The sequence below is a fragment of the Paenibacillus sp. J31P316 genome (assembly GCF_056269105.1).
On the sequence record NZ_JBWDNI010000009.1, the window covers coordinates 151,942 to 172,120 of the forward strand.

The window sequence follows — 20,179 nt, forward strand, 5'->3', positions numbered from 1 at the left end:
GCATCATCCGATCGGTAACCTCAGACCGCTTTCGCGAAGAAAGCGGTCTTTCTTTTCGCCGTTCATGCATGTATCTGTTAATTCATAGTTTACGTATGGGAATAATGGTTATATAATGAAGTTATTCATGGAATTGATAAGGGGGAATTGCTAGATGCCGAAAGTCATTATTATTAACGGAAGCCCGAATCCGGTATCCCGTTTGAACGGTATTCTGTTTTACGCGGAAGAGAAGCTCAGCTCGCTCGGTTGGGACATCGTCCACTTGCATGTGGCGTCCCTGCCTGCGGAAGACTTGATCAAGGCCCGATACGACAGCCCGGCCATCGCCGAAGCGAGCCGTCTGGTTGCGGAAGCCGACGCGGTCATCGTCGCGAGCCCCGTCTATAAAGCCTCGTACACAGGCGTGCTCAAGACGTTCCTTGATTTGCTGCCGCAAAAAGGACTGGCCGGCAAAATCGTGCTGCCGCTCTTTATCGGCGGAACGATCGCGCATCTGCTCGCCATCGATTTCTCGCTGAAGCCGCTGCTGTCCGCGCTTTACGTGAAGCATGTGGAGACGGGCGTCTATGCGGTAGACTCGCAAATTCTCAAGACCGATGACGGTTCCTTCATCATCGAAGAAGAGTTGGCCCAGCGCTTGAACGCGGCGATCGCTTCTTTCGCGGAAACGACGCTGCTGCTCAAGCAGCCGTCCATCGTCCCGAACGCGTAAACTTCCTTCGGCAGCGCGAACGGCGATGCGCCGCCAACATAAGAAAAAGCAGCGGTTCCGGACTTCTCCGGCATTCCGCTGCTTTTTTCGTTTGGATGCAAGCCGGCTATTTCGTCAGCTGCTCCATTTGTTCGATCAAGCTTTCGAAGACGCTCATCGCTTCTTCGATCGGCTCCGGCGAGGACATGTCGACGCCGGCTTTTTTGAGGATGTTGATGGAATAATCGCTTCCGCCGCTCTTCAGGAAGCCGAGATAACGCTCGACCGCCGGAGCGCCTTCCTCCAAAATTTGCTTGGAGAAGCTGGTCGCCGCGGAGAAGCCCGTCGCGTATTTGAAGACGTAGAAGCTCGTATAGAAATGCGGAATGCGCGCCCATTCCATTTCGATGTCTTTGTCGATGACCATGCCATCGCCATAGTAGAGCTTGTTGAGATCATAGTAGATTTTGCTAAGATCCTGCGGCGTCAAGGAATCGCCTTCCTCCGCGCGCTCGTGGATGAGCTTCTCGAACTCCGCGAACATCGTTTGACGGAACACCGTCGTGCGGAATTGGTCGGCGTAGTACGTAAGCAGGTACATTTTTTCCTTCGGATCGGTCGATTTCTTCAGCATGTAATCCATGAGAAGCGCTTCGTTCAGCGTCGAAGCAACCTCGGCCAGGAAGATCGTGTATTGCGCGTCACGGTAATCCTGGTTGCCGTCGGAGTAGTACGAGTGCAGCGCATGGCCCATCTCGTGCGTCAACGTGAACATGCTGTTCAGGTTGTCCTTATGGTTCAGCAGCACGTATGGATGCGTGCCGTAAGCGCCCCAGCTGTAAGCGCCGTTGCGTTTGCCTTCGTTCTCGTAGACGTCGATCCAGCTGTGGTCGAAGCCGTCCTGCAGTACGTTCAGGTAATCTTCGCCAAGCGGCTTCAAGCTCGCTTTGACCGTTTCTTTGGCCTGCTCGTAAGTGATATCCATCTTGAACTCATCCACCAGCGGAGCGAACAGGTCGTACATATGAAGCTCGTCGACCTTCAGCAGCTTCTTGCGCAGCTCCATGTAACGGTGCATCAGAGGCAGATGCTTATGAATGGCGCCGATCAGGTTCGTATAGACTTCCTTCGGAATGTTATCCCCGTAGAGGGACATTTCGAGGGCGGACGGGTATTTGCGGGCACGGGAATAGAAAATGTTCTTCGTCACGTTGGCGCTCAGCGTCGTGGCGATCGTGTTCTTCAGCTTGCCGTACGTGTCGTACATCGCTTTGAACGCGGCTTCGCGCACTTCGCGGTTTTTGCTTTCGAGAAACTGTATGTAGCGGCCTTGGGTCAGCTCGACTTCTTCGCCGTTCTCGTCTTTCACCTTCGGGAACTTGAGGTCGGCGTTGTTCAGCATGCTGAAAATCGTACTCGGCGCCTGGCTGATATTGCCGACCTGCGCGAGCAGCGCTTCTTCCGATTTGGAGAGCACATGCGCTTTTTGACGGCGCATTTCTTCCAGCGTTTGCTTGTATTTCGCGAGGTCCGGATTTTCGATCAACGCGTTCAGCGCTTCGTCGGACAGACTAAGCACCTCGGGGGTTATGAAGGAGAGTGCTTCGCCGGTTTCTACGCTCAGCTTTTTGGACTTCTCGGACAGTGCTTGGAAGCTAGGCTCGGCCGTATCCTCATGATGCTTCATGTTGGCATATACGTAGAGGCGTTCGATTTTGAGCGACAGATCGTCTTCGAGCTGGAAGCAGGTTTTCAATTGAGCCGGATCGGCCAGCTTTCCCTGGTAGGCCTCGACGCCCTTCATTTGCTCTTTGGCCTGCGCGTATTCCTTGTCCCATGCGGATTGATCCGCAAATAAGTCCTCGAGCTTCCAGCGGTATTCGGGTGCGCTTTCGGATCGTTTCGGTACGTGGTTCATAGGAACCCTCCTCGCCTCGGTTTTGGATGGTGAATCGGATAGTGCGGCATGGGTCGCTTGCGGAAGCAAGCGGTCCGCGCTGCCTTGCAGCAGCGAGAACGATAGAACGATCGGCAGCCATTTCATGCCGGAGGTCACGCTCCTTTGACAGAAGTTGCCTCTTAGTGTGACCCGGCTGCGCGTTCGTTATGACCCCATGGTCGTCAAGCTGTAAACGACTAAGAAAAATGCAAAGGCGATGAAGACGATGGCCGCGATGGCCATGCCTCTGCGCAGGCTTGCGGGAATGTTGTTTCGCTGCATGAGAATGATGCCGCCCAGCGAAAAAGCGGCGATGATGAAAATAATCGTAGATGTCGTATCCACCTGACTAGAGCTCCCCTCCGCACAACCTATGCATGTTTACCTACGGTTATGTTCGCTAAACGAGTTCCATTTTCCTCCTGTTCGGAGGAAGGCTTTCGCTAAACCTCGCGGAAATTAGCGAGGATCGCGGCGCGTTCTTCTTCCTTGCCTGCATAATCCGCAAGGCGGAAGCGGTTTTCGGCCCAGTGCAGCATTTCCGGACGGCTGACGAACGTGTGGCATTCCTCGCCCCATTGATCGGAGATTTCGCGCACGATCAGCGTTTTGCCTTGTACCTCCACGGTTAGCATGTTGTATTTGTCCGTTTTATAGATTTGTACTTTCTTAAACATAAGGACCACCCTTTCGAAAATATAGCTTGTGTATCCTACCATGATAGCCAAAAATCAGGGTAGAAATCAAATGGAACTCGTGCTAAAATATGGAATCCCGATTGTGAGGCGCTGGATCGTCCGCATATCGGGATGGCCTGAGCGGCATCGAGAAGAGCTGGGCAGCGTCAAGTTGAGTGCAGATAAGTTGAGATGAGACGAGACGAGGAGAGATGAGCAATGACTCAACGTTATGAGCAAGTTGGAGTTGCCGTGACATGCCGCAGCTTCGAAGAGTACATGCGCATGTTCGATTTGCAGGAGAGGGAATTGACCGGACGGCTCCTGGATATCGCGGGAGGGGCTTCTTCATTTACTGCCGACGCGGTCATGAAGGAACTTGACGCCTATGCCGTGGATCCGAGATACGAGCTCGACGTCGATACGCTGGTTAAGGAAGCGCGGGAAGAGATCGCTGCATCGACGGCCAAGCTGGAGAAGTTGACCGACAAATTCGATTTCAGCTACTACGGCAGCCTGGCGAACCACCGCGCGCAGCGCGAAGCCTCATTGGAACGGTTCGCGGCGCACATCGCCGATCCTTCGGTGCGTGAGAGCCGTTATGCGGCGGGTTCCCTGCCGAAGCTTCCATTCGATACGGATTCGTTTGACATCGTGCTTTGCAGTCATTTTTTATTTCTTTATGAAGAGCAATTCGATCATGCATTCCACCGCGACGCCGTTATCGAGATGATGCGCGTCTGCAGGCCGGGCGGAGCGATTCGGATCTATCCGGTAATGTCGCTTAAATGGACGCCGTACGCCCATATGGATGAGCTGCTGGAGACCATTCGCGGGTTAGGCGGATCGCCGGGCTTCTACCGGTCCAAGCTGCCATTTATACCTGGCTCGGAGCTCGGTTTATTTATCGGCCTTTAATTGCGAAACGCTCCCTATGGGCATATGATGGAGGAAGCCGCCGGTTAACGGTGCTCATTTTTGGGAGGTTGTTACATTGAAAGGAACAGTAAAATGGTTTAACGCAGAGAAAGGCTACGGATTCATTCAAGTGGAGAACGGCGAAGATGTTTTCGTTCACTATTCCGCGATCCAAGGCGAAGGCTTCAAGTCTCTTGACGAAGGTCAAAATGTTGAATTCGACATCACGCAAGGCAACCGCGGACCCCAAGCCGCCAACGTTATTAAATTGTAAGATTGTCGCTTCCGCAGGAAGCTTCTTATAATGGAGTAATGGCATAGAGAATTGCCGCCCATACGATGACCCGGCCGAGCAGGCCGGGTTTTTTATGTTTCGAGGAGGTTGTTTGCGCCGAACTTCAGGGGAGGCCAACTCTTTGTGCCGCGAACTGCGTGCTGCGGCCAGATGCAATTCTGGCTAGTCGTCGCGGCTGGCGTAATGCTTAATCAGGAAGGATGCCGAAGCGATCAAGGCGAGCGCCATCGCGACCCGGAAGAATGCCGGTTTGCCGAATGCCTGGTAGACGGCGCCGCCTGCCGTTCCGCTGATGACGCCGGCGAAGCCGCTCCAGATGACGGCGTATACGGCTTGGCCGGATGAACGGTATTCATCCGGAATGATGGATGTCAGATAGCGCAGCGCGGTCACGAAATAGATGCCGAAGGTCACGCTGTGCATCGCTTGAATGGGAATAATCCAGCCCGGCGAAGTGATTTCGCTGACCAGCCAGAAGCGAATCGCGTACAGCAGGCTTGCGATCGCGAGGAGAGGCAGCTCCTTGAATTTATGTCCGTATTTGCCTAGCAGGAACAGCACCGGAATTTCGCTGATCGCGGACGTGAGCCATGCGGCCCCGACGAGGGAGTCGCTTGCGCCCATATCGCGCATCGTGACGGCAAGGAAGCCTTCGTACATCCGGTGCGAGATCGAGACGACGAGAATGATGGCGAAGTAAACGATGATGCTGCGCTTGCGGATCAACTGGTAGAAGCCAGAAAACTTGATTTTGCTCGCGGCCCCTTGATAATCTCTGAGCGTAAAGGTCAGCAGCAGCGTAATCCCGATCGAAATGACCGTAAGCGTAATGGTAAAGTCGGTTCCGGTCACCCGCAGCAGCTGGCCGATCAGGAATGCCGATAGCGCGAATCCGAGTGATCCGAAGATCCGAATGTGCGCATACGGCTTCGATGTGTACTGGCTCGATAACAAGATCAGACTGTCGCTGAGCGGATTGACGGGCGTGTAGAAGAAATAGTAGGCCAGCATAATGACGCAGACGATAATGAACGCATCCGTGGAGAACAGCAGCGACACCATGACCAATTGGCCGAACATCAGCACGGTCATGATCTTCTTGATCGTCCGGAGCTTGTCGCTCGCGGTGCCGAACAAGATGTTGGCGAAGATCGAAATGAACGGTCCGATGGAATAGATGACGCCGATTTGCGAGGGACTGTAGCCCTTGTCCAAGAAATAGAGCGGGAAGTAGGATACGACAAGCGCCTGCGTCGTATACACCATATACATAAAGATGCGAAGCATAAGGACCTCGCGGCCAGTGGAATTATGCACGGCTGCGGATGCCGGCTGCCCGGAACCGGGCCGGGCCGGGGATTGCAACGAATTCACGATGATGTCACTCCAAATCTTCCCTTGAAATATGTACCCCAGTATAGCATATGGGGAACATGTTTTCGCGCTGGATTTACACTCTATGAAATGGTACATTAGTGGATGGAGGTTTTGAGACGTGGACCATTACTTTACATGGGATGACCGGCTTGGAATCTCGCTCCCGACGCTTCGCCAGGAGTGGGAGCGATTCAGCGAAGCGGAACGAACCTACATCGTGACGCAGTGGGAAGGCATCCGTGGGACGATTCCCGAACGGGTTATCGCTTTCGAGCGTGTCATTAATGAGAGGCAGGCGGAGCTCTTCGAGGAAGAAGACTTCGAGCGTTCCTGCGGCATTAATTCAGACATCGCGGATTTAGCCAGCCGAATTAATGATTTGCATATTTGGTATCGGATGAATCAAGACATCGAAAACAAGCGCCATTCCTAAGCAGCGGAGTGGATTAAAGGAGGGCGCCCAATTATGAACCTGTCAGCGCCGGCCCGCCAAATGCCCAAAACACCCGTTACCCTCATGTATAGGGTATACAAATACGTGTTGCCGGAGGTGCGCGCGGAGTTGGCTCGATTACGAGTCATCGCCGAGCGCATTCCGGATGATGAATTGCGCATCCAAGCGCTTGCCAGCATGACGAGCAAGCAGTTCCACTGCGAAGGCGGCGGCATATACGCCGCCGCCCATTTGAACAGCAGGCATATCCTCGTTCCGCTGATCGTCTGCCTGCAGACGATCAGCGACTATTTGGACAACCTGTGCGATCGCAGCACCTCGCTCGATGCCGGCGATTTCCGCCTGCTTCATCAATCCATGCTGGATGCGGTAGACCCGGACGCGCCGCTGCGCGATTATTACGCGCTGCGTAAGGAGAACGACGACGGCGGCTATTTGCACGAGCTCGTGCGCACCTGTCAAGCGAGCGTGAAACGGCTGCCTTCCTATGCTTCCGTTCGGCCATACGTGACGGAGCTGGTCGGTCTCTACGGCGATTTGCAGGTGTACAAGCATATCGCGAAGGAGCTGCGGGAGCCCGCCTTGCTGGAATGGTGGGAGAAGCATCGTCATTCCGTGCCCGGCCTGCAATGGAACGAGTTTGCGGCGGCGACGGGTTCTACCCTGGGTATGTTTATGCTGTTCCTTACCGCTTCGTACGGCGACTGCACGGCGGAGGATGCGCTGCGCATTCGAAGTGCGTATTTTCCGTATGTATGCGGACTTCATATCATGCTCGATTATTTGATCGACCAGGAAGAAGACCGAATTGGCGGCGATTTGAACTTCTGTAATTATTACGGCAGTCAAAGCGAGTTGATCGACCGGATCGGAACGATCGTCGAACGAGCCCGCAAGGACGTCGACAGACTTCCGGCAGCGCGGTTTCACCGCATGGTGATCGAAGGTCTGATCGCGCTCTACCTGTCCGACCCCAAAGTGAGCGGACAGAAGGACGTGGAGCTCGTCTCCAAACGGCTGATGCGCAGAAGCCCGCTGACGCGATTGTTCTTCTGGGGGAATAGCGTCCTTATCCGGAAGCGCCAATCTACGAGCGCTCATTAAACTGATGTATTAGCTTATGTACAGATCATATAGAGGAGTGAAGAGGAATGTCAGCAGTAAAATCGATTGCCGTTCTAACTAGTGGGGGAGACTCGCAGGGCATGAATGCCGCGGTGCGCGCCGTCGTGCGCAGCGCCTTGTATCATGGCCTTGAAGTATATGGCGTTCAGCGCGGTTACCAAGGATTGCTCAACAACGACTTGCGCCAAATGGATCTTCGCAGCGTCGGCGACATTATCCAGCGTGGAGGAACGATTCTGCAAACCGCGCGCTGCAAGGAGTTTCTGACGCCTGAAGGGCAGCAGCGAGGCGCGGAGGTGCTGCGCGAGCGGGGCATCGACGGACTCGTCGTCATCGGCGGGGACGGCTCTTACCAAGGGGCGAACAAGCTTTCCAAGCTCGGCATCAAAACGATGGGGCTTCCCGGAACGATCGATAACGATATTCCTTTCACCGATTATACGATCGGCTTCGATACGGCAGTGAGCATCGTCGTCGATGCGATCAACAAGCTGCGCGACACGATGACCTCGCATGAGCGTTCCTCGATCGTCGAGGTCATGGGCCGTCACTGCGGAGACATTGCGCTGTATGCGGGACTAGCCAGCGGCGCAGAGACGATTATCGTACCGGAAGTGCCGTACGATCTTGACGCGGTTGCGAATCGGATGAAAGAAAACTTCGCTTCGGGCAAACGCCATAGTATTATTGTCGTTGCAGAAGGCGCGGGCTCGGGCGAAGAGATCGGACACGGCATCATGGCACGCTGCGGCATGGAACCGCGCGTCACGGTGCTTGGACATATCCAGCGCGGCGGCTCTCCGACGCACAAAGACCGGATTCTGGCGAGCGAGCTCGGCGACTTCGCGGTCCGCAAGCTGATGGAAGGCGATTCCGGCAAAGCCTGCGGTATCATCAACGGCGAACTTACGGTGACGGACATCGATAAAGTCGTCAACACGAAGAAGCCGTTCAACATGGAGCTCTACAACTTGGCGCTTCGCCTATCACAATAAGCTAATGGCGGAAGCCTTGGATCGGCGCCAATCGGGACGAATGTCCGCGGCGGCCTCTAAGGCTTTATTCATGCCGTTCAAACGGCGGAAATCACCGCGCCGTATTAGGATCGAAAGGAGGCTGCAGCTATGTTTTTATACAAAATCGAGATCGAGCTCGAGGACGCCTCCGGTCAATTGATCGTGCTGGCCGAGACGGACGAGAAAGCATTTGAAACGGTAGACAGTCAACTAGAGCGTCACTACCTGAAGATGCCGGTGCTCAAGTCTGCGGCGATCGTGGAGAAGAAGCGCACCTTGTCGGGTGCAGGTTATTTTGTTCCCCATCAGCCATAGAAGGACAGTGCCCAATACCCAGGTAATATTTCCCTTGACCAAATCGACTTTAGATACTAACATGTATGTAAAGTTGGCTTAGTGGAGGGATTTTTTATATGCGCGTTACAATTATCGCGGGAGCGACTCGTCGTGAATCTACAAGTGCGGGAATTTCCGCTTATATCGGGAAGTTGGTACAGGATGAAGGTCATGAAGTGACCTTTTTCGATCTGCGGGAGAAGCCGCTGCCGCTGTACAATGACGATGACGAGGAACTTCATCCGAATACGTCCGAACTGCAAGATGCGGTCTTGCACGCGGATGCTGTCGTACTCAGTACGCCGGAGTATCACGGCAGCCTCTCCGGCGTGCTGAAGAACGCGCTGGATTATTTGGGCAAGGATCAATTCTGTGACAAAGCCGTGCTGTCGGTAAGCTCGGCGGGCGGCGCAGTTGGCGTCAGCTCTCTGCAGCACATGCAGTCGATCGTTCGCAATGTGCACGGCATCAATTCCCCGGAATGGATCTCGATCGGCGGCGCGCAGCGCCAGTTCCGGCCGGACGGAACGCCGGAGTCGGCCGATGTTCAGAACCGCGTGCACCGGACGGTATCCTATTTCTTGCAGCTGGCAGCGAAGCTTCGCGCCTAACGTTTGCTATGCGGCACGAATAAAAGCTCTGCGGGGCCGAAGACGGAATTTATTCCGCTCGGCTTCACAGAGCTTTTTCAATTAAAACTTATTATTCATCGGATATTCGCGTCTCGTATTTCTCGTTCCCGCTTAGAAATTCGCATCCGCCGTATAGCGGTTGGTGGCGTTCCATAACAGGTATTCATCGACGCCCGCTTCATGCAGTGCTTTGATTTGCGCCTCGATTTGTGTCTTGCCGTAGGGAATATAATGGCCTTTGCCGAGCCAGCTCGCCGTGAAGTCCTGAATCCATGGCCGGATGGCGGGCTTATAGGAACCGATGGGATTCAACTTCTTGAGCGTATCCTTCATGGCGCCTTTGATCGTCGCGTAGGGGTTGGTGTCGGGATCCTTCACGCCGAACCAGCCTGGACCGTAGTGACTCGGGTAGATCATTGGCGAAATGACGTCCACGTACTTCGAAATTTTCACGAAATCCTGCCCGATGCCTTCGGCGGCCGGGACGGAAGCCGCATAACCGAAGATGTCGACGGAAACGCGGACGCCCAGCGGCTCCAGCTGAGCCTTGGCGTATTTCACGAAAGCCGCGATCGTGTCCACGCGCGATTCCTTCGTTTTATCGAATACCAGCGAATCCGCCTTGTTCTCGAAGCCTTCCGGAAACCGGACATAGTCGAATTGAATTTCTTTGAAGCCCAGCTTGGCGGCTTCTTTGGCTGCCGCAATGTTATAGTCCCATACTTCCTTGCGGTAAGCGTTTACGAAACTATCGCCTTTGCCGTTCGCCCATACCGATCCGTCCTTGCGCCTGAAGGACAGCTCCGGATGCTTCTTGGCGAGCACCGTATCCTTGAAGACGACGATGCGCCCGATCGGATAGACGTCGTGCTTCTTCAGCTTCTCCATCAACGCAGGCATGTCGCGAATGAATTTCTGCGGCTTGCCGTACTTGAGGAGATCCGGATTCGACGTCGGAAACGTGATGTAGCCGTTGTCGTCCTTGAGGTCGATGACCATGCTGTTGAGCGGCGTGTCGTCGAGCAGCTTCAACAGTGAATCCATGCGTGCGCCGCCAGCGCTGTAAGCCGTTACGTATATGCCTTTGGACGCCGGTGCATCGGGCTGCGGGTCGTGTTTGACGAACGCCGCGCCGGTGCTATCGGCAGTTCCTGACGACGTGCCCGGAGCAGTTGAATTCTGCTGTCCTGAACCCGGCAACGCGAATGCGCCAGGCTGCAGCTTCGCGGCGGGAGCTGTCAAGATGGAGGCAAGTAGTTGGTGCGTCGCTGCAGTCTCCGTTCCTGCCGTCGCCGGGGAACCTGTTCCTGTCATGACGTGAAACAATAACAATAAGGCCGAGAAGAGTGCATCCATCGCATTCGCTCCTTCGTATGCATGTTCAATTCGATTGTAAAGCAGCCGACGAAGACGACACAGGGTATTCCGTATGACTTTGAAGAAGAACTGAAGCTGCATGAGCGCGAGCGCTCTGCCTTCATGTATGTATATAAACAAAAAAAGAACGAGAACAACAAGGTTGTTCTCGTTCTGACGATCTATTGCAAAAGCACTTCTCTTTGGTGCTCGCAGATACTTTGCTGCACGATTTCCATCGCGTCTTCAGGTTCCAGCCATGCCAGTCCATCCCGCAGCACGATATTCAAATTCAATTCCCGCTCCGTGAGGAAAGGCACTAATTCGGGTGCTAACTTCTCCACAATCTGTACGAGTCTGACCGTTTCCATATCCATGAAGCATCACCCTTTCATCGTAATGGAGGGTAAAACGTATGGCACGAAACTGTGTGTTGTACGGGATACTGCTATTATAACAGCCGCATGTTGAAAAACCTAGTGGTCCTTTACAAAATTCCATGTTTGCCTCTGCCCGTTCTCGGGTAAGCGTTCTTACAGGGACGGTTTGCGGAAATCGCCCATAACGCCGACGGTTTCCACGATATTCACGAACGCTTTGGGATCGGTTGCCAGGATGATTTTGCGCAGCTCGCCCAGCTCATAACGGGTCGTTACTGTCATGAGCATGTCGTACTCCGTATTCGTATAACCGCCTCTAGTTCGAATAACCGTGACGCCGCGGTAAAGCGGAATAAGCTTCTCCCGCATCAGCTCGGTTTGCGAGGTGATGATGAAGGCCGTCATTTTGACGTGATTGATGTGGATCAGATCGATGATCTTCCCCGTCGTGAAGATGGAGAGCAAGGAATAAAGGGCAACATCCCAGTCGTCCGTCAGGAAACCGAGCGCCGCAATGACCGTTCCGTTCAATCCGAAGATGAGCATGCCGATGGAAACATCCCGCTTGCGCGTTACGATGGCCGCGATGATATCGAAGCCGCCGGAGGAGGAACCGGCACGGAGCGCGAGGCCGCTGCCGAATCCGACGACGACGCCTCCGAATACGGAGCCGAGCATCAAATCTCCAACCAGGGCTTTAACCGGAATCAATTGCATGAACACCGTCGTAGCCACGACGGCCACCAAGCTCCAACTGACGAAACGCAAGCCAAGCTCGCGCCATCCCCAGAGTAGAACCGGGACATTTAGAATAAAATAAAGCCAGCCGATGTTAAGGCCTGTCGCGTAGCCGACAATCATCGTGATACCGGAGACGCCGCCGCTGATTAACTGATGGGGAATAAGCAGCTGGTTAAAGCCGAAGGCAATCAGCATGGCGCTGATTAAAGTCGTTGCCGCGATTCTGGACGTTCTCATGTCGGATTTCACCTCGAAAGCTCTTTGCCGGGAATTTGGATTAGTATGCCTATTTAGTCCTTACTGGTATTCTGATTTACAGTTGTGCTATAATGAACTGTATATTTTCTGTAGGATGCAGATAGAAGGAGATTGAAACAGTTTGAAAACATTTGCTGAATTCGGCCTGGAGCCTAAAGTGCTTCAAGCCATTACGGAGCTTGGATTCGAGGAATCAACCCCGATCCAATCCAAAGCTATTCCATTTGCACTGACCGGATCCGATCTGATCGGTCAAGCACAAACAGGCACGGGTAAGACGGCTGCCTTCGGAATCCCGCTCGTTAACAAGATTCCGGTAACGGAAGATCGCATCGTGGCACTTATCATGACTCCGACCCGGGAGCTTGCCATTCAAGTCTCGGAAGAAATCGGAAAGCTTACACGTTACAAAGGACTGCGTTCCCTGCCAATTTACGGCGGTCAAGAGATCGGCAGACAAATTCGCGCCTTGAAGAAGAGACCGCAAATCATCATCGGTACGCCGGGACGTTTGCTGGATCACATCAATCGTAAGACGATTCGTTTGGACGACGTTCAGACGGTTATCTTGGATGAAGCGGACGAAATGCTCGACATGGGCTTCATGGAAGACATTACTTCCATTCTTTCGCTCGTACCTGACGAGCGCCAAACGATGCTGTTCTCGGCTACGATGCCGACGAACATTCGGAAGTTGGCAGATCAGTTCTTGAGAAATCCGGAGCATGTATCGGTCATCCCAACGCAAGTCAGCGCTCCGACAATTGATCAAGCGTACATCGAAGTTCATGAACGTCAGAAATTCGATGCCCTGAGCCGTTTGCTCGACATGGAATCCCCTGAGCTTGCTATCATCTTCGGACGCACGAAACGCCGCGTCGACGAGCTGAGCGAGGCGCTGCAGAAGCGCGGTTACTCCGCTGACGGCTTGCATGGCGACTTGTCCCAAAATCAACGTGATGCCGTTATGCGCAAATTCCGCGATGGCAGCATCGACGTGCTCGTAGCAACAGACGTTGCGGCGCGCGGACTGGACGTTTCCGGCGTGACGCATGTTATCAACTTTGACCTTCCGCAGGATCCGGAAAGCTATGTACACCGTATCGGCCGTACTGGCCGCGCGGGCAAAGAAGGCACGGCTTGGTCGTTCGTAACGCCTCGCGAGCTGGATCACATGCATTTCATCGAGAAAATTACGCGCCACAAAATCGCCAAGAAGCCGCTTCCTAGCATCGCTGAAGCGATCGAAGGCAAGCAGCGCGTGACGGCTGAGCGCATTCTTGAAGCTTTGGACGGAGAAGCCGTTCATGAGTTCAAAGCAATTGCCATTCAGCTTCTCGAGCAATACGATTCCGTCAATCTGCTGGCTGCAGCGATTAAGCTGATTACCGGCGAGAAGAAAGACGTGAATATCGAGCTGACGCCAGAAGATCCGATTCGTGCGAAGAAACGCAGACCGGACGTACGTACGAGCGGACGCCGTTTCTCCGGCGGTCCTTTCGGCGGCGGCAACCGTACTGGCAGCGGCCCTCGTGGACGCGGTGAAGGCAGCAGCAGTGGTGGCGGCTACGGCGGTAACCGCGGCGGCTACGGCGGCAATCGCAGCTCCAGCTCCAGCAGCACCGGCGGCGGCGGATACAACCGTGACCGTGACGGCGCCAGCAGCGGCGGCGGCGGTTACAGAGGACGCAGCGAAGGCCGTTCCGACGCTCCGCGTCGTCCCCGTCCTTCTGCTGACGAATAGACCGTAACACATGACCGGGGCTTCCGTTTAACCGAGCAATCGGATAAACGGAAGCCTTTTTTTAAAATCGGTCTGCGATCCATACGTTAGTAAAGCACGCCTTTGGTAACGATGATGAGCAGAATGAACAGAACGAGTATGATGGCAGCAGAAGATCCGAAACCATGACCTGCATTGCTCATTTGCGGCAGCCTCCTTATGACCGATTGGGATGGTCTTGATACATTAGGGTATTCATATAGGTGTTCGCCGTTTAGACTCTGGCCCAGGTTCCCGAAAATGGGCGTTGGCTTATCGGGCCGCCTATATTATAGTTAACATAGGACAAAATGAAATCGCTTGCTAGGGGGACTCGGCAATAATGGAAATGAGAGGCATGATGGGCGGGTTTTACAAAATCTCGGAATGGATTATGCGGTTATCCGTATCGAATATCCTTTGGATCATTTGTTCCATTCCGTTTATTTTGGTTTTATTCCCGGTAATGTTCGCAGAAACGAATGATCAGGTATTAAGCAATCTGATTTTATCGGCGATTTTGGCTCCGTTTACGTTGTTTCCCGCGACCGCCGCATTGTTCGGCGTTGCCCGCAAATGGGTGATGGGCGAAGTGGATGCGCCGCTCTTGAAAACCTTCTTCAAGAACTACAAGGAAAGCTACAAGCAAGCGATGATCGGCGGCATTCTCTATGCGATCCTCTTCGCGATCCTGATTGTCGACTTCCGCGTGTACTTGTCCAAGCTTGGCTCGTGGGGCATCATCTCGTATTTGTTCGTCGCGCTGATCGTGCTCGTTGGCGTCTCGCTGCTTAACTTCTTCTCGATGCTCGTGCACTACCATATGAAGACGCTGCAGCTGCTGAAGAACGCGCTGCTGATTACGATCGGCCGCCCGCTTCGTTCGCTGTCGACCGCCGTCATGTGCGGATTCGTCATCTATATTAGCTTCAGCTCGGCGAAGCTGATGTTCCTGGTGCCGTTCTTTACCGGCAGTCTCGTCGCGGCCATCGCCTTCTGGAACTTCTACGGCATCTACACCAAGCTGCAAATGCAGGCCGAGAAAGCAGCGGAGGCGGAAGCCGAGGAAGAGCGCAAGCGCCTCGAAGAAGATGCGGCTCTGATGCTGCCGAATACGGAAGACGGTCATACAACCATTAAATAGGGTCGCGCGTCACGTTTACTTTTGCTTCACTTCGGTCTATAATAGCAATACATCCTGCGGTGTGCGTTACGGCTTATCACTTGTTTTGAACCAATGGCTGTTTTTAGGGAGACTAACATTGAAACGCGGCTGACAGGCCCTCGAAAAGGGATCTCAAAAACGTTTCTGCGGCCACCCACCTGCGAGAGCGGGTTCAGAAACAAGCAAGTCGGACGGCATGGCGGGTAACTAATGAATGAAAAGGGGGCAACCCCTTTTTTTTATGCGTGGAACTATGCTATGATAACTCTTAGTGTACATAGAAGACGTTGGAGGGGGAGATTACCTTTGTTGAAGCGGAACCTTATCGGGCTCCTGCGCAGTCATGAGTTGACTGGCGATAAAGCGAAAGATCCGTTACTGAAATCCCATTACTACAAACTATCCCGAGAAAAAGCGTGGGAAGAAGTCGTCTCCACACTCAAAAAAATGCAAGGCTATAAGATTCTTCACGAGGTTCAATCCGTTGGAGAAATCGTGCTCGAGAAACGCACGGTGACAGGCCGCACGATGGATGTAACCGTTTCCGTCATCAACGTGAATCCCGTGACCTCGGCGGTTGATATTTATTCCGCCTCGCGTGGATCCTTCGGGGATCTTGGTTCGAACTATCGCCTCATACTTGATATTTACCGTACCCTCGATAAGAAGCTGGCTCAATATAAAACGAGCGGCGTATAATAACGAGAAAAAAGCGAGGAAGGGAGTCCCTGTCCTCGCTTTTATAATGATGATTAGCAAAGCGGTTTCGATTATAGAAGTGCCTTCACTGCATTCAGCGCGTTCTCGTAGTTCGGGTGTTCCGTCATTTCGCTGAGCACTTCGACGTATTGGATCGTGTCGTTGGCGTCGATAACGAAGATTGCGCGCATGTCGAGCTGGAATTCTTTGATCAGCACGCCGTAAGCTTCGCCGAAGTTGTTGTTCTTGTAGTCAGAGAGCAGGACGACGCGGTCCACGCCTGCAGCGCCGCACCAGCGAGCTTGCGCGAACGGAAGGTCAACGCTGACCGTCAAGATGACGACGTTGTCGCCGAAATTGCTTGCTTCTTCATTGAAACGGCGCGTTTGCGCGTCGCAAACACCGGTGTCGATGGAAGGTACTACGCTGACCAGTTTTACTTTGCCGGCATAGTCTTTCAAGGAAACCACTTCAACGAGCGACTTGTTCAGCTGAAAATCAGGTGCTTGGCTGCCGACCTGAAGTTCCGGTCCGATCAGTGTAAGCGGGTTGCCTTTAAATGTCGAAACGCCTGTACGTTCTTGTGCCATTATTAAATAGCCTCCTTGATTGGAATTGGTTTCTACCAAATAATTATAAGCATAATGAATTACCGTTGTCCAATGAGGAGTGCGTAAAGGAGAATGCTATGATTTTTTTACGCTATGAGAGCTTCGGAAGCTACCTTCGGATGTTTCCCGTAACGGCTGCGATCATCGCCATTAATATCCTCGTTTATGCCGCTGATCATCTGCTTCTGGACGGACAGCTGATGGAGCACGGTTTTTTCTACAGTTCCCCGCATGAGAATTATTTCTCGATGGATGAGCCATGGCGCTATATAACGGCCGTCTTCCTTCATCTGGATCTGCAGCATATCTTCTTCAATATGTTCAGCATTCTCGTATTCGCGCCTCCGCTCGAAAGGCTGCTTGGGCATGTCAAGTACACCGTGTTTTATCTCTTGTGCGGAATCGCGGGTAACCTGCTTAGCGTCATTGCGGATCATTCGACGGCAGGCGCGGGAGCATCCGGTGCGATTTACGGGGTGTTCGGTGCCTTTCTGTTCCTGGCGCTGCTCAAGCGTTCCCTGGATTACGAATCGCGCAAGACGGTCTATGCGATTTTGATATTCGGCATTATCTTTACGCTGATTGCTCCGGGCATCGGCATTTGGGCGCATTTTGGCGGCTTGCTTGCGGGCTTCGTGCTCATGTATGCGTATGATTGGTACTTGATCGCCAAACGGAACGGACGCTATTAAAGGTAAACCTAGAAGGGCGATTGGCTGCGAAGCGCCGATCTTGAAGAAAAGGGGACGTCATGGAGCTTCGACAATTATATTATTTCGTAAAAGTAGCAAAAAGAGAGCATGTCACGAAAGCGGCGGAAGAGCTGCATGTGGCTCAGTCGGCAGTCAGCCGGCAAATCCACCAGCTGGAGGAAGAGCTCGGGGCGAAGCTCTTTCTGCAGAAGGGCCGCAATCTTCAACTGACGCCAGTCGGTACGTTGTTCCTCAAGCGCGCGGAAGTGATCCTGGCGGATCTGGAGCGGGCCGTCTTGGAAATCCAGGAATTCCTGGATCCGGAGAAAGGCGAGGTGAGACTCGGGTTTCCGCACAGCCTCGGCATATCGCTTATTCCGGAAGTCGTATCCGCGTTTCGGAAGCAGAACCCGAACGTGAATTTCCGCTTTAAACAAGGCATGTATCCGTCGCTCATCCAGGATGTCATGAAGGGCGAGGTCGATCTTGCCTTCGTATCCCCTTGCCCGGAGATGCATGCTCATGTGACCGGCCAGACGGTGCTGACGGAAGAGCTGTTTGCCATCTTACCGCCGGGTCATCCGTTGGCGAATGAAGCGTTTATCGACTTGATTCAGCTGAAAGACGAGAATTTCGTGCTCTTCAGCGACGGGTATTCGCTCCGTCCGCTCGTGTGGGATGCCTGCAAGGAAGCCGGATTTACGCCGATTATCGGATTCGAAGGGCAGGAGACCGATACGATACGCGGTCTCGTCGCCGCAGGCATGGGCGTTAGCCTGCTGCCGGAGATGGCGTTGCAAGGCTCGGGCAAGCTGCAGCCGGCCAAGGTCCGCGTCCGCGGGCCGCGCGTCACGCGCACGATCGGCCTTATCTATCGTTCCAACGAGAAGCTGCCGCTTGTCGCCAAAGTGTTTCAACGCTTCCTGCTCGACTTCTTCGCAAGTGTTGAAGCCAAGGGTCGGCTGGATTGAGTGAGAAAGTCAGCGAATGCAATGTAATGCTTTATAACTCAAGCCGCACAACGGTTCCGTCCCCGGTCCGTTGTGCGGCTTTTTTGCGTTCGTCTCCTCGCTTCCGCAGGATTGAACCGTTGTCCGTAGGGGGATAATGGGAAGAAAAAACATTCTAGACGGGCGGGACGAGCAATGAGCAAAGAACGGCGAAGAAGCAGGCAGAGGCGCATCTTTCAGGTGCTGCTCGCAATGAGTGCGGTAATGATAGGGTTCCTACTGCGGCTCGCTTGGCTGCAAATTTCGCCGGTCGAGCCGGTTCATGCAGGGGTATCCCATTTGAAGTCGGAATCCGTAGCTCAGCGTGAGCGAGAACTTGTATTGGACAGCGGGCGAGGCGATTTCTTCGACCGGACGGGGCTTGCGCTGACGGGGGAGACGTACGAAGCGCTGGCGGTTTTTCCCCTGCAGGCGAAGTCGAGGGAAGCGGGCGATAAAGGAGATCTAGAAGAGCTGGCTATGGCGCTCGGCGTCAAGACGGAACGGCTGCAGATCTGGCTGGCATCCTTGAAGGAACCTCAATTTTGGCGGCGGGAAGGGGAGCAGGCGCCGCTGAAGCTATCGCAGAAGCAAATTGCCATCATCCGAGAGCTGCGGTTGAACGGCATTCGTATGCTGCCGTATCGTAATCGATATCCTTCTGGTTTCTCGGTTAAGCACGCAATCGGTTACGTCAGTCAACATCCGGAGCTGCTGCGTCTGGAGTATGACCGACGGTTGAAAGAACGCACGATGAAGCTGTCGGATCAAACCGGCGGCGCGGGGCTTGAGCGATCGCTTGACAGCCTGCTGCAGGGCACTGGGCCGACCACGGTGTCATATTTCACGGATGGGACGGACAAACCGATGCAGGGCTTGGATTGGCGTCTCGAGAGTCCATCGAATCCCTTCTATCCCGTGCGCGTCAGAACGACGCTGGACCTTAAGCTGCAGAATAAACTAGAGCGCTATGTCGATGCGCAGGGGCTGCGGGAAGGAGCGGTCGTCGTCTTGGATGCGGAAAATGCGGATATCGTGGCGATGATATCGCGGCCGCAGCTTCCGCATGACCAGCTCGGCAGCCAGCCGGAAACAGGCGTGAATCACGCTATACGCGCCGCAACGCCGGGCTCGATCTTCAAGCTGGTGACGGAAGCGGCAGCGTTGGAGTTCCATGCCGTTCGCGAGAACGAAACGTTCCAATGCAACGGAGATTACGGCCGCTATGGGCTGCACTGCTGGAAGCGCGGCGGTCATGGACAATTGACGCTCGAGGACGCGCTCGCCGGCTCCTGCAATGTCGTATTCGCTTCGTTGGCAGAGCGTTTGAGCGCGCGCGAGTTATTCGTCACGGCGGAGAAGCTGGGCATCGGGGAGCAGGTGGGCTGGACGAGCGAAGAGGCGTTTGCGCCTTTGAAGAAGCCGCTCAGGCTCCTCCCGGACGAAGAGGCAGGACGACTGTTCGCTGCGATACCGGCAGTGCGTGACGGCGGCCAGCTGGCGCAGACTGGCATCGGGCAGCGCGACGTGCGGATATCTCCGCTCCAGGCAGCGAACCTTGTCGTTACGCTGCTTCACGGCGGGGTCGTGCAGGAGCCGCGACTCGTCAGCGATATCCGTTATGGAAGTGGCCAACTGCTCGCGACGCTGCCTCGTCAAGCCTTGTCGTCCCGTTACGGACAAGTCAGCAAGGGGACGACGCAAACGATTTTGCGCGGCATGAAGGCCGTCGTCGAATATGGAACGGGACAAAATATCAGTGACGGGATATGGTCGATCGCCGGCAAATCCGGAACTGCGCAAGTGTACAAGCAGGGAAACGAGCGGCTGAACCAGTGGTTCGTGGGTTATGGGCCGCTGCGATCACCGAAGTATGTCGTCGCGGTACTATCGGAAAACAGAGGTCTCCACACGTCCAATCAGGCGACGCAGCTGTTCAGAGGGGTTATGGATATTCTGGCGGAGGCGGAATAGGAGAGGATAAGCAGAAGATAAAGAGAGGATAAGCAGAGAATAAGCAGAGAAAAAACAGAGAATAAGCAGAAGATAAACTGGAATGAGCA

The 20,179-nt window shown here is 54.0% G+C and carries 23 protein-coding genes and 1 other RNA gene; 15 read left to right on the top strand and 9 right to left on the bottom strand.

The genetic code is table 11. The features are described from left to right. Window positions 1-154 precede the first annotated feature (154 nt). Entirely contained in the window at window positions 155-715 is a 561-nt protein-coding gene (gene ssuE, locus AC0YNU_RS22900; RefSeq protein ID WP_475760977.1) for an NADPH-dependent FMN reductase, read from the top strand. 106 nt (window positions 716-821) lie between these two features. Here ssuE and pepF read toward each other — a convergent pair whose 3' ends face one another. From pepF to AC0YNU_RS22915, 3 genes are all read right to left on the bottom strand, one after another. Beyond that, a complete protein-coding gene (gene pepF / locus AC0YNU_RS22905) occupies window positions 822-2,612 on the bottom strand; it encodes an oligoendopeptidase F (protein ID WP_475761040.1) in 1,791 nt (596 codons plus the stop codon). A gap of 186 nt (window positions 2,613-2,798) precedes the next feature. After that, window positions 2,799-2,978, bottom strand: a complete 180-nt coding sequence (locus AC0YNU_RS22910) for a hypothetical protein (RefSeq protein ID WP_161697669.1) — start codon at window positions 2,976-2,978, stop codon at window positions 2,799-2,801. 98 nt (window positions 2,979-3,076) lie between these two features. Further along, complete coding sequence (locus AC0YNU_RS22915; protein WP_475760980.1) at window positions 3,077-3,310, bottom strand: hypothetical protein; 234 nt, start codon at window positions 3,308-3,310, stop codon at window positions 3,077-3,079. A gap of 219 nt (window positions 3,311-3,529) precedes the next feature. On the opposite strand from AC0YNU_RS22915, the gene AC0YNU_RS22920 reads away from it, so the two are divergent. Beyond that, a complete protein-coding gene (locus tag AC0YNU_RS22920) occupies window positions 3,530-4,228 on the top strand; it encodes a methyltransferase domain-containing protein (protein ID WP_475760982.1) in 699 nt (232 codons plus the stop codon). Window positions 4,229-4,304: 76 nt separating this feature from the next. Beyond that, window positions 4,305-4,502 (top strand): cold shock domain-containing protein, encoded by a 198-nt coding sequence (locus AC0YNU_RS22925; protein WP_161697663.1) that lies wholly within the window; start codon window positions 4,305-4,307, stop codon window positions 4,500-4,502. Window positions 4,503-4,685: 183 nt separating this feature from the next. Here AC0YNU_RS22925 and AC0YNU_RS22930 read toward each other — a convergent pair whose 3' ends face one another. After that, on the bottom strand, window positions 4,686-5,897 hold the full coding sequence (locus tag AC0YNU_RS22930) for an MFS transporter (protein WP_475760984.1): 1,212 nt from the start codon (window positions 5,895-5,897) through the stop codon (window positions 4,686-4,688). A gap of 121 nt (window positions 5,898-6,018) precedes the next feature. Here AC0YNU_RS22930 and AC0YNU_RS22935 point away from each other — a divergent pair, with 121 nt between their 5' ends. The 5 genes from AC0YNU_RS22935 to AC0YNU_RS22955 all read left to right on the top strand — a co-directional run bounded on the left by AC0YNU_RS22935 (window position 6,019) and on the right by AC0YNU_RS22955 (window position 9,442). After that, a complete protein-coding gene (locus tag AC0YNU_RS22935; protein WP_475760986.1) occupies window positions 6,019-6,333 on the top strand; it encodes a hypothetical protein in 315 nt (104 codons plus the stop codon). A gap of 33 nt (window positions 6,334-6,366) precedes the next feature. Next, entirely contained in the window at window positions 6,367-7,458 is a 1,092-nt protein-coding gene (locus tag AC0YNU_RS22940; protein ID WP_475760988.1) for a tetraprenyl-beta-curcumene synthase family protein, read from the top strand. Between the two features lie 47 nt (window positions 7,459-7,505). Beyond that, a complete protein-coding gene (pfkA, locus tag AC0YNU_RS22945; RefSeq protein ID WP_475760990.1) occupies window positions 7,506-8,474 on the top strand; it encodes a 6-phosphofructokinase in 969 nt (322 codons plus the stop codon). Window positions 8,475-8,603: 129 nt separating this feature from the next. Next, window positions 8,604-8,810, top strand: a complete 207-nt coding sequence (locus AC0YNU_RS22950) for a DUF3906 family protein (RefSeq protein WP_475760992.1) — start codon at window positions 8,604-8,606, stop codon at window positions 8,808-8,810. Between the two features lie 98 nt (window positions 8,811-8,908). Next, window positions 8,909-9,442 (top strand): NADPH-dependent FMN reductase, encoded by a 534-nt coding sequence (locus AC0YNU_RS22955; RefSeq protein WP_475760994.1) that lies wholly within the window; start codon window positions 8,909-8,911, stop codon window positions 9,440-9,442. A 132-nt stretch (window positions 9,443-9,574) separates the two neighbouring features. Here the strand turns inward: AC0YNU_RS22955 and AC0YNU_RS22960 are convergent, their stop codons facing one another. The 3 genes from AC0YNU_RS22960 to AC0YNU_RS22970 form a co-directional block, all read right to left on the bottom strand. Then, window positions 9,575-10,819 (bottom strand): putative glycoside hydrolase, encoded by a 1,245-nt coding sequence (locus tag AC0YNU_RS22960; RefSeq protein ID WP_475760996.1) that lies wholly within the window; start codon window positions 10,817-10,819, stop codon window positions 9,575-9,577. A 182-nt stretch (window positions 10,820-11,001) separates the two neighbouring features. Then, window positions 11,002-11,196, bottom strand: a complete 195-nt coding sequence (locus AC0YNU_RS22965; protein WP_161697648.1) for a hypothetical protein — start codon at window positions 11,194-11,196, stop codon at window positions 11,002-11,004. A gap of 156 nt (window positions 11,197-11,352) precedes the next feature. Then, entirely contained in the window at window positions 11,353-12,177 is an 825-nt protein-coding gene (locus AC0YNU_RS22970) for a YitT family protein (RefSeq protein WP_475760999.1), read from the bottom strand. Between the two features lie 142 nt (window positions 12,178-12,319). On the opposite strand from AC0YNU_RS22970, the gene cshA reads away from it, so the two are divergent. Further along, entirely contained in the window at window positions 12,320-13,942 is a 1,623-nt protein-coding gene (gene cshA, locus AC0YNU_RS22975) for a degradosome RNA helicase CshA (protein ID WP_475761001.1), read from the top strand. A gap of 86 nt (window positions 13,943-14,028) precedes the next feature. On the opposite strand, the gene AC0YNU_RS22980 is transcribed toward cshA, so the two are convergent. Next, window positions 14,029-14,124, bottom strand: coding sequence for a YjcZ family sporulation protein (locus AC0YNU_RS22980; protein WP_475761003.1), 96 nt, complete (start codon window positions 14,122-14,124; stop codon window positions 14,029-14,031). 179 nt (window positions 14,125-14,303) lie between these two features. On the opposite strand from AC0YNU_RS22980, the gene AC0YNU_RS22985 reads away from it, so the two are divergent. The 3 genes from AC0YNU_RS22985 to AC0YNU_RS22995 all read left to right on the top strand — a co-directional run bounded on the left by AC0YNU_RS22985 (window position 14,304) and on the right by AC0YNU_RS22995 (window position 15,824). After that, window positions 14,304-15,104, top strand: coding sequence for a YesL family protein (locus AC0YNU_RS22985; protein ID WP_475761005.1), 801 nt, complete (start codon window positions 14,304-14,306; stop codon window positions 15,102-15,104). Window positions 15,105-15,152: 48 nt separating this feature from the next. Further along, a non-coding RNA gene (gene ssrS / locus AC0YNU_RS22990) (6S RNA) lies at window positions 15,153-15,335 on the top strand. Window positions 15,336-15,431: 96 nt separating this feature from the next. Further along, window positions 15,432-15,824, top strand: coding sequence for a DUF1499 domain-containing protein (locus tag AC0YNU_RS22995; protein WP_161697638.1), 393 nt, complete (start codon window positions 15,432-15,434; stop codon window positions 15,822-15,824). A gap of 71 nt (window positions 15,825-15,895) precedes the next feature. On the opposite strand, the gene tpx is transcribed toward AC0YNU_RS22995, so the two are convergent. After that, window positions 15,896-16,414: a thiol peroxidase gene (gene tpx, locus AC0YNU_RS23000; protein WP_475761007.1), complete on the bottom strand. Its 519-nt coding sequence runs from the start codon at window positions 16,412-16,414 to the stop codon at window positions 15,896-15,898. A 98-nt stretch (window positions 16,415-16,512) separates the two neighbouring features. Here tpx and AC0YNU_RS23005 point away from each other — a divergent pair, with 98 nt between their 5' ends. From AC0YNU_RS23005 to AC0YNU_RS23015, 3 genes are all read left to right on the top strand, one after another. Continuing rightward, window positions 16,513-17,127, top strand: coding sequence for a rhomboid family intramembrane serine protease (locus AC0YNU_RS23005; protein ID WP_475761009.1), 615 nt, complete (start codon window positions 16,513-16,515; stop codon window positions 17,125-17,127). Between the two features lie 59 nt (window positions 17,128-17,186). Next, window positions 17,187-18,098: a glutamate biosynthesis transcriptional regulator GltC gene (gene gltC / locus AC0YNU_RS23010; RefSeq protein WP_475761011.1), complete on the top strand. Its 912-nt coding sequence runs from the start codon at window positions 17,187-17,189 to the stop codon at window positions 18,096-18,098. 231 nt (window positions 18,099-18,329) lie between these two features. Further along, on the top strand, window positions 18,330-20,090 hold the full coding sequence (locus tag AC0YNU_RS23015) for a peptidoglycan D,D-transpeptidase FtsI family protein (RefSeq protein WP_475761013.1): 1,761 nt from the start codon (window positions 18,330-18,332) through the stop codon (window positions 20,088-20,090). The last annotated feature ends 89 nt before the right edge of the window (window positions 20,091-20,179 follow it).

Coding starts and splice junctions, on each gene's coding strand:
- AC0YNU_RS22955 (WP_475760994.1), top strand. CDS start 8,909: ATGCGCGTTACAATTATCGCGGGAGCGACTCGTCGTGAATCTACAAGT.
- AC0YNU_RS23015 (WP_475761013.1), top strand. CDS start 18,330: ATGAGTGCGGTAATGATAGGGTTCCTACTGCGGCTCGCTTGGCTGCAA.
- AC0YNU_RS22960 (WP_475760996.1), bottom strand. CDS start 10,819: ATGGATGCACTCTTCTCGGCCTTATTGTTATTGTTTCACGTCATGACA.
- AC0YNU_RS22985 (WP_475761005.1), top strand. CDS start 14,304: ATGGAAATGAGAGGCATGATGGGCGGGTTTTACAAAATCTCGGAATGG.
- AC0YNU_RS22915 (WP_475760980.1), bottom strand. CDS start 3,310: ATGTTTAAGAAAGTACAAATCTATAAAACGGACAAATACAACATGCTA.
- pepF (WP_475761040.1), bottom strand. CDS start 2,612: ATGAACCACGTACCGAAACGATCCGAAAGCGCACCCGAATACCGCTGG.
- gltC (WP_475761011.1), top strand. CDS start 17,187: ATGGAGCTTCGACAATTATATTATTTCGTAAAAGTAGCAAAAAGAGAG.
- AC0YNU_RS23005 (WP_475761009.1), top strand. CDS start 16,513: ATGATTTTTTTACGCTATGAGAGCTTCGGAAGCTACCTTCGGATGTTT.
- ssuE (WP_475760977.1), top strand. CDS start 155: ATGCCGAAAGTCATTATTATTAACGGAAGCCCGAATCCGGTATCCCGT.
- AC0YNU_RS22970 (WP_475760999.1), bottom strand. CDS start 12,177: ATGAGAACGTCCAGAATCGCGGCAACGACTTTAATCAGCGCCATGCTG.
- tpx (WP_475761007.1), bottom strand. CDS start 16,414: ATGGCACAAGAACGTACAGGCGTTTCGACATTTAAAGGCAACCCGCTT.
- AC0YNU_RS22920 (WP_475760982.1), top strand. CDS start 3,530: ATGACTCAACGTTATGAGCAAGTTGGAGTTGCCGTGACATGCCGCAGC.
- pfkA (WP_475760990.1), top strand. CDS start 7,506: ATGTCAGCAGTAAAATCGATTGCCGTTCTAACTAGTGGGGGAGACTCG.
- AC0YNU_RS22965 (WP_161697648.1), bottom strand. CDS start 11,196: ATGGATATGGAAACGGTCAGACTCGTACAGATTGTGGAGAAGTTAGCA.
- AC0YNU_RS22980 (WP_475761003.1), bottom strand. CDS start 14,124: ATGAGCAATGCAGGTCATGGTTTCGGATCTTCTGCTGCCATCATACTC.
- AC0YNU_RS22950 (WP_475760992.1), top strand. CDS start 8,604: ATGTTTTTATACAAAATCGAGATCGAGCTCGAGGACGCCTCCGGTCAA.
- AC0YNU_RS22940 (WP_475760988.1), top strand. CDS start 6,367: ATGAACCTGTCAGCGCCGGCCCGCCAAATGCCCAAAACACCCGTTACC.